This is a genomic window from Roseivivax sp. CAU 1753, from assembly GCF_054482575.1.
Genome location: NZ_JBTLRF010000024.1, coordinates 1 through 7010, shown reverse-complemented (window position 1 = coordinate 7010; position 7010 = coordinate 1). Strand labels below are relative to the sequence as shown.

Here is a 7010-nt window from a genome sequence, read left to right as displayed (position 1 = left end):
GCCACGATCGGGTCGGGTCATCAGTTCAAGAGTGGTCGGGAATTTGCGGCCTGGCTTGGTCTGACACCACGCAACCACTCCAGCGGTGGGAAGGAGCGGTTGGGGAAGATCACCAAGATGGGCGATCGGTATCTGCGACAGCTTATTGTCGTCGGCATGACATCGCGTGTGCGGCAGGTCTCCAATCATCCGGATCGGGCCGATCCATGGCTAACGAAGCTGTTGCAGAGGAAGCCAGCCCGTCTTGCTACGTAACGGCCCGATTGAGGCCGCCTGCCTGACGAAGGCAGGGCGAGCTAAGACACGTGCATGAAGACGTAGTTATGCACGTGTCTTAGCGGGAGAGGTCATGCTGGGCGAAGTTCTGGGCGTTGAGCGACGCCGGCGGTGGAGTGACGACGAGAAGCTCGAGATCTTGCTTGAGGTGGGTGTTGGCGGGGCCTCGGTCACGCAGGTTGCCCAAAGGCACGAGCTCACGCGGTCGCAGATCTACGGCTGGCGCCGTGACCTGAAGAAGAAGGGGCTGTGGTCACCGGATCGCGGGGCGGTTTTCCTGCCGGTTGATTTCGGCGCAATGTCCGAACCCGCAAAATCCCCTGCGCCCTCTCGGTCGGTCCTGATGGAACTGCGACTTGCCAACGGTCGCTGCCTCCGTTTCGACAGCAGCATGGATGGCGAGGCCCTGACCCGGCTGATCCGGGCGGTGGAAGCCGCATGATCGGCCCAGGCACCGGGGTCCGCGTCTACCTCGCTTGTGGCGCGACCGACATGAGGAAGGGGATTGCGGGGCTATCCGCTATGGCGCAGGACGTGCTGCGCCAGAAGCCCGCGAGCGGCGCGGTCTTCGCGTTCCGCGGGCGCAAAGGAGATCGGCTAAAGCTGCTTTACTGGGATGGCCAAGGCTTCTGCCTCTACTACAAGGTCCTCGAGCGCGGGCGCTTTCCCTGGCCAAACACCGAAGCCGGGGTAGCGCGACTGACGTCGGCGCAGCTGGCTATGCTCTGGGAAGGGATCGACTGGCGGCGCCCGGACTGGGGCGCGCCGCCTGCTCGGGTGGGATAGATTATCCGTTTGAATCTCCTTGTTTTATTGGCCACATCTACCTGTGCGTGGTATCAGTCGCCATGTCCGGTGATGCCGCCATTCTCTCTGACGACCCCGCTGTCCTGAAGGCGATGATCGCCGCGCTTCAGGCAGAGAATGCGCGCATGTCGGCCACGCTCCAGGCCCATGAGCAACTCGTCCAGGCCCTGCGCCTGCGGATCGCCAAGTTGCAGAAGCAGGCCTTCGGCAAGTCCTCGGAAAAGATCGAGCGCGAGATTGCCCAGTTGGAACTGGCGCTGGAGGATCTGCTGGTCGCGGTTGCCGAGCAGCGTGACAGGCCAACCGAGGAAGAGGAGCCTGCGGCGACCGATACTCCCATCGCCGAGGCCAAGCCGCGTCGCAGGCCGCGCGTCTCGGACGCGACACCTCGTGAACGCCGCGAGCTTGACCCCGGTACCTGCTGCCCCGATTGCGGAGGCGATCTGCGTGTAGTGGGCGAGGATGTCAGCGAGCTTCTCGAACTGGTCGCCGCACAGATGAAGGTCATTCAGATCGCGCGGGTGAAGAAGTCCTGCCGCTGGTGTGAGAAGATGGTGCAGCCTGCGGCGCCAAGCCGTCCGATCCCGGGCAGCATGGCCGGTCCGGGGCTGCTGGCCCAGATCCTCGTCTCAAAGTTCGACGACCATCTCCCGCTTTACCGTCAGAACGAAATCTACGCCCGTATGGGTGCCGACATTCCGGACAGCACGCTGCTGGACTGGTGCGGCCGGGCCATGAAGGTGCTCGCCCCTGTCATCGAGCGGATCGAGGCCGAGGTGATGGTCGCGCCGATCCTCCATGCAGACGACACTCCGATCCGCGTCCTGGACCGGTCACGCCGCGACCGTGGTCTGGGCAAAGGGGTTAAGGGCGGGTCTGGGCCTATGTCTCGGACCAGAGGCCTTGGGCCGGCACGGCGCCCCCCGGCGTCGTCTACCGCTTCTCCCCGGATCGGAAGGGGGAGCATCCTCAGCGCCATATGCGAGACAGCGAAGGCATCCTCCAGGCAGATGCCTATGCCGGCTTCAATCCGCTCTACGCAACGCGCGCGGACGGCAGCAGTCAGTTCCGCGAGGCCGCGTGCTGGGCGCATTTGCGTCGCGACTTCCATGATGTCTGGGAAACCACGAAGTCCGAGATCGCGCTGGAGGCCCTTGACCGGATCGGCAAGCTCTACGATGTCGAGCGCGAGATCGCCGGCCAGTCTGCCGAGCTGCGACAGGCCGCGCGCCAAGCGCACTCACGCCCCATGGTCGATGCCTTCAAGGCCTTCCGCTACGGACTCAGCCGTTGGCCATCCTTCGAGCTGTTCCTTCAAGACGGCCGCGTCGGCATCGACAACAACCCGGCCGAGCGCGCCATGCGCCCGATCGGCATCGGTCGGAAGAACTGGCTCTTCGCGGGATCCGATAGCGGTGGCGAGACGCTGGCCAGAGCGATGACCCTCATCGAAACCGCAAAAATGAACGCGCTCGATCCACAAGCTTGGCTGGCCGACATCCTCGACCGTATCCATGATCACAAGATCAACCGGCTCGACGAGCTGCTTCCGTGGCAATGGACGCCGTCGCACTAATCCGTGGTGACAATCAAGCGGTTACCTTGCTACGGTCGCCATGGCGAACAAGACGGCACGGATCATGTGGGCCGTCCTGACAAGGGACGAGCCCTACAAGCCGCACGCGGCGTAGACCGCCGAGTGCCCGAGAGATAGTAAGACCAACGATGTGATGGTGTACCCTTCAGCCGCAACGATCAGGACGCTCCGCCGAATGTCCCGGGCGCAACTGCCCGCAAAGCAGATAGGAACCTGATCTGCGGATCCCATCAGGGCCAGCGGTGTGAACCGCGCAAACAGGCCGGACACAAGACCGCTTCTGAAAAGGTACACGGGATCATTTACGACTTGCTATGCGGGAGCCAATGGTATGGACCCCGCCGCCTTCTGTCGGCGATCCTTAGAGGATCAATTGAGGGAAAGGAGAAATACCATGCAGATTGTTCGAATTGGTTTGGACTTGGCGAAGAATGTCTTTGAGGTCCACGGTGTGGATGCTCACGACAAAGCCATCCTGCGAAAGACATTGCGGCGGGATGCTGTCCCTCAATTCTTCGCAGAGTTGCCTCCCTGTGTTGTTGGAATGGAAGCCTGTAGCGGGTCGCACTATTGGGCAAAGGTCTTTGCTGGCCTTGGGCACGAGGTTCGTTTGATCTCGCCCCAATTTGTGACGCCGTATGTTAAATCCAACAAGAACGACCGCAACGATGCCGAGGCAATTTGCGAGGCCATCGGCAGACCGTCCATGCGCTTCGTGCCGCCAAAATCCTCGGAACAACTCGAGATCCAGGCAGTACATCGTATCCGCCAGAGACTGGTATCAGACCGGAAAGGGTTGGTGAACCAAATCCGTGGTTTGTTGGCGGAGCATGGTGTTGTGGTCGCCCGCGATATCTCGCGCCTCAGACATGCACTCGGGCAGATTGCAGATGGGGCCGACAAAAACCTCGGAGATATAATCCTGGAGCTGGTTCGCGACGTGCGCAAAGAACTCAGTGATCTGGATCAACGCATTGCCGTTTACAACAATCGCATCCGAGACCTCTTTCGATCCAACGAGATGTGCCAACGCATTGGCAAGATCGAGGGGATCGGCCCAATAACAGCAACGGCGCTTGTTGCGGCTGTCGGAGACCGGACGTGCTTCAAGAATGGGAGGCAGTTTGCAGCATGGCTTGGGCTGGTTCCAAAGCAGCGATCCAGTGGCGGCAAGTCGCGCCTGATTGGGATCAGCAAACGCGGAGACCGATACTTGCGCACCTTGATGATCCATGGTGCCCGCGCGGTCCTTGCCAAGGCCAGCGGTAAAACAGATGCCAGAAGCCAATGGATCGGACGGATGCGCGACCGGCGCCACCCAAATGTGGTGGCTGTCGCACTCGCCAACAAGAATGCCCGGATCGTTTGGTCAGTCTTATCTGGTGGCGGCGAGTATCGGCCCGCCATCTCAATGTAAGAAAGCACCGAAACGCTAAACGTAGGAAGGAAAGCCCGGAATATTGCAGCAAATTGGCATGGGATGGTGACAACGACACGAACCGATGCTTCTTGAACCTGGTGTGTGGATCGGCACAGAAACGCTGATGCCTTGGAACCAATGAGGGAGAGGCAAGCGGAAATCCATCGGGGCTCGCGGCGACAAAGTATTGGGCCGTTCACAGAAGCCGGATATACGTCAGCAATCGTGATCCTAAACCAGACCTTCCAAGACCGTTGCAATAAGGCGGGGTCCATATACATCCACACAGGACTTTCGCCGCAATCGCGAAATCAGGAGGTCGGCGCATTCAAACAACGCGGACTTTGCGCACATTTCTCATGCGTTCGCCAATCGCAAAGGGATTGCTCCATAAGTGACAGACATCACCTGGCAAGGCACCTTCAGGCCATAGGTTTTCGGGTGCTCAGATTTGTTTCGCCATTGTACGGTCGCCATCGAACGGTATGAAGATCGCCCATTCTGTTCCCGTTTCAACCCGACACTCGATGGTCCCACCCATCTGATCGGCAAGCGCGGTGACAGTGCGCGGTCGGTTCGTCTCATCGGCGGGAACGCCAACACCATTGTCCATGACCCGTATGCATATATCCGAGTTTCGGATTGAACTCTGGACATCTATGCGCCCTGACTGCCGCCCAACAAAGGCGTGCTTGATCGCATTTGTAACCAACTCGTTGATCAGCAGCGCAAGCGGCAAGGCCACATCAATATGAACCGTGATATTTTTGGCCTCGGTTTCAATCCGGATATGACTGGGGCAAAGACTTTCACGGATTCCGTTGATCAGCGCGATGATGATCTCTTTCAGATCAACGACTTCGGTTTTCTGGTTCGCATCCAAAATGTCATGCACGACGGCGATCGCTCTGATCCGGCCAGCCGCGCTTTTCAACTCGTCCTTGACGATTTGGTCTTCTGACGCACGAGCCTGTTGGTTGAGCAAGGCTGAAACGATTGCCAAGTTATTTTTAACGCGGTGCACGAGCTCGCGCTCCAGTACCTTTGAGATCTCGACGGACGCCTGCAATTCGCCAGCCATTTTTTGATAGAGGGCCAGCTGTTTGTTCAGCTTCTTGATCTGCTGGGCATGGGCGAGGAACGGTGTTGTCGCATCATTGACCGTGGTGATCATCACATTCGGGGGTGCCGATCCCGTGGGCCTGATTCCGCGCATTCGTGCATGTACCATATTGCCGTCGCGGGTCAGAATTGCCGGTATCCAATTGGAGGATATCGACGCGGTGCCAAGAAGTTCGGTCAGCGGCATGCGACGCAATTGCCAACTGGCAATGCTGCCTGGTGTCGAACCGGGCACCTTGGGGTTGAGTCCAAAAGCCTTTTGCGCAGCAAGGTTTGAATAGAGCACTTTTCCCGTCAAATCGACGACCAGCGTCGCGACGGAATGAGCTGACAAAGCCGTTGCAGCGATGTCCGTCTCACTGGCTGAGGTCACGCGTCTTCCTCAACGGAAAAATGCGGTGATTGGTAGTATTCTCGGGCATCAGTTGCGTCGTCGGGATCGGGTTGCAGATGCACAACAACGCGGCAACCTTGATGACCTTGCGCGATTGTTTCATCAAGCTCGACGCGGGCGTAACCAAGGTTGTCGGCCGTGACACGCCCGAAGACATTGGAGGTCATCATACAAAGCGATGTCCGACCTTTCACCATCTCGCCGAAAGGACAGCGGCGATTGCCGAAAACCATCTGACCATCATCTGTCGAGATCAGAAAAAAATCGCCGCCAATGCGTTTCTTGAGATCGACGCAAACGGCAGAGACCATCTTTGCATCAAGCTGGTCGGTACCCAGTGCGTCGCAATACTCGCGGTTAATCCAGTGACCGATCTGACCGCCAACTGTGCTGATGTAGCCTTCGGCGGCCTCAAGACCGACAACCCCTTCAAGGGTGCCGCTCAGATCGCGCAACAGCCTGCGAAAGAAGACATCTCGATTTAATGAAACCTCGGTTTCGACAACTTCATCATCCACGTTTAACTCCCATCTTCCGCTGGTGTCCATGCGTATCCTATCGAGGCCCACATACTATGCATAGCGTTGGGTCACCTTCATGTTGAGCTACCCCCCGAAAATCGGACAGTGACGGAAGCTACAATCTGACGTCTGCTGGTCTCCAAGAACGAGGAGATCAGAACATGTCGAAACGCAGGAACCATGATGCAGGCTTCAAGGCTCGCGTGGCGCTGGAAGCCGTGAAGGGCGAGCGCACCGTGTCGGAACTGGCCGCGGAATACGGTGTGTATCTGTTACCGGCAGGTGTTTGCTTTGCAAACACTGAAAGGCGACGATGATCCACCAATGGAAGAAGGCGCTGCTTGAGGGGGCTTCGGACATCTTCGAGCGTGGCAGCAAGAAGAAGGCCGAGCTCGACGAGGAGACAGTGCGGTCGCTGCACGCCAAGATCGGAGAGCTGGCCGTCGCCAACGATTTTTTGTCACGAAAGCTCAAGCCCTGGACCGGCAAGTGAGGCGCGGGATGATCGAACGCCACCACCCACGCTGTCGATAGGGGCGCAATGCCGCCTGCTGTCGATTTCGCGCTCGTCGTTCTACTACGCGCCGCAGGGCGAGACCGAGATGAACCTCGCCCTGATGCGGTTGATCGACAAGCAGTTCCTGGAAACGCCGTTCTACGGGGTCCGGCAGATGACCTGGCACTTGCAGAACGAGGGCCGTCCTGTGAACCAGAAGCGCATCCGGCGGCTCATGCGCCTTATGCGCCCCCCTCTTGTCTTATGATTTTGGCAGCTCCCGTTGCATGATGGGAGCCATCACGCTGATCGCGCAAATTGGCGTGATAGCGGGGGATGGATCGTACCCCTCTGGGTCATGATGGACCGATGCCGAG

The 7010-nt window shown here is 58.8% G+C and carries 8 protein-coding genes and 2 pseudogenes; 8 read left to right on the top strand and 2 right to left on the bottom strand.

Features of this window, described 5'->3' with window-relative positions; translation table 11 throughout:
* The 5 genes and pseudogenes from ACXYMN_RS19710 to ACXYMN_RS19690 all read left to right on the top strand — a co-directional run.
* Window positions 1-160, top strand: a pseudogene (locus ACXYMN_RS19710) (transposase); the annotation flags it as partial.
* Window positions 161-349: 189 nt separating this feature from the next.
* On the top strand, window positions 350-718 hold the full coding sequence (gene tnpA / locus ACXYMN_RS19705; RefSeq protein WP_459015788.1) for an IS66-like element accessory protein TnpA: 369 nt from the start codon (window positions 350-352) through the stop codon (window positions 716-718).
* Window positions 715-1062 carry an IS66 family insertion sequence element accessory protein TnpB gene (gene tnpB / locus ACXYMN_RS19700; RefSeq protein ID WP_459015786.1) on the top strand — a complete coding sequence of 116 codons (348 nt, stop codon included), beginning with the start codon at window positions 715-717 and terminating at the stop codon, window positions 1060-1062. The genes tnpA and tnpB overlap by 4 nt, the downstream gene beginning before the upstream one ends.
* A 62-nt stretch (window positions 1063-1124) precedes the next feature.
* Window positions 1125-2659: pseudogene (gene tnpC, locus ACXYMN_RS19695) on the top strand (IS66 family transposase).
* 415 nt (window positions 2660-3074) lie between these two features.
* The gene (locus ACXYMN_RS19690; RefSeq protein ID WP_459015784.1) at window positions 3075-4097 is read left to right on the top strand and encodes an IS110 family RNA-guided transposase; all 1023 of its coding nucleotides are present in this window, start codon (window positions 3075-3077) and stop codon (window positions 4095-4097) included.
* Between the two features lie 448 nt (window positions 4098-4545).
* Here the strand turns inward: ACXYMN_RS19690 and ACXYMN_RS19685 are convergent, their stop codons facing one another.
* Both ACXYMN_RS19685 and ACXYMN_RS19680 read right to left on the bottom strand, forming a co-directional pair.
* A complete protein-coding gene (locus tag ACXYMN_RS19685; RefSeq protein ID WP_459015782.1) occupies window positions 4546-5595 on the bottom strand; it encodes a sensor histidine kinase in 1050 nt (349 codons plus the stop codon).
* On the bottom strand, window positions 5592-6134 hold the full coding sequence (locus tag ACXYMN_RS19680) for a methanogen output domain 1-containing protein (RefSeq protein WP_459015780.1): 543 nt from the start codon (window positions 6132-6134) through the stop codon (window positions 5592-5594). Before ACXYMN_RS19680 ends, ACXYMN_RS19685 begins: the two co-directional genes overlap by 4 nt.
* 164 nt (window positions 6135-6298) lie before the next feature.
* Between ACXYMN_RS19680 and ACXYMN_RS19675 the strand changes: the two genes are divergently transcribed.
* The 3 genes from ACXYMN_RS19675 to ACXYMN_RS19665 all read left to right on the top strand — a co-directional run bounded on the left by ACXYMN_RS19675 (window position 6299) and on the right by ACXYMN_RS19665 (window position 6901).
* Window positions 6299-6454, top strand: a complete 156-nt coding sequence (locus ACXYMN_RS19675) for a transposase (RefSeq protein WP_459015779.1) — start codon at window positions 6299-6301, stop codon at window positions 6452-6454.
* Window positions 6451-6630: a hypothetical protein gene (locus tag ACXYMN_RS19670; protein WP_459015777.1), complete on the top strand. Its 180-nt coding sequence runs from the start codon at window positions 6451-6453 to the stop codon at window positions 6628-6630. The genes ACXYMN_RS19675 and ACXYMN_RS19670 overlap by 4 nt, the downstream gene beginning before the upstream one ends.
* Before the next feature lie 109 nt (window positions 6631-6739).
* Window positions 6740-6901: an IS3 family transposase gene (locus tag ACXYMN_RS19665; RefSeq protein WP_459015775.1), complete on the top strand. Its 162-nt coding sequence runs from the start codon at window positions 6740-6742 to the stop codon at window positions 6899-6901.
* Window positions 6902-7010 lie beyond the last annotated feature (109 nt).

Excerpts from the sequence above, each read along its gene's own strand:
- tnpA (WP_459015788.1), top strand. The coding sequence starts at position 350 with ATGCTGGGCGAAGTTCTGGGCGTTGAGCGACGCCGGCGGTGGAGTGAC.
- tnpB (WP_459015786.1), top strand. The coding sequence starts at position 715 with ATGATCGGCCCAGGCACCGGGGTCCGCGTCTACCTCGCTTGTGGCGCG.
- ACXYMN_RS19690 (WP_459015784.1), top strand. The coding sequence starts at position 3,075 with ATGCAGATTGTTCGAATTGGTTTGGACTTGGCGAAGAATGTCTTTGAG.
- ACXYMN_RS19675 (WP_459015779.1), top strand. The coding sequence starts at position 6,299 with ATGTCGAAACGCAGGAACCATGATGCAGGCTTCAAGGCTCGCGTGGCG.
- ACXYMN_RS19670 (WP_459015777.1), top strand. The coding sequence starts at position 6,451 with ATGATCCACCAATGGAAGAAGGCGCTGCTTGAGGGGGCTTCGGACATC.
- ACXYMN_RS19665 (WP_459015775.1), top strand. The coding sequence starts at position 6,740 with ATGAACCTCGCCCTGATGCGGTTGATCGACAAGCAGTTCCTGGAAACG.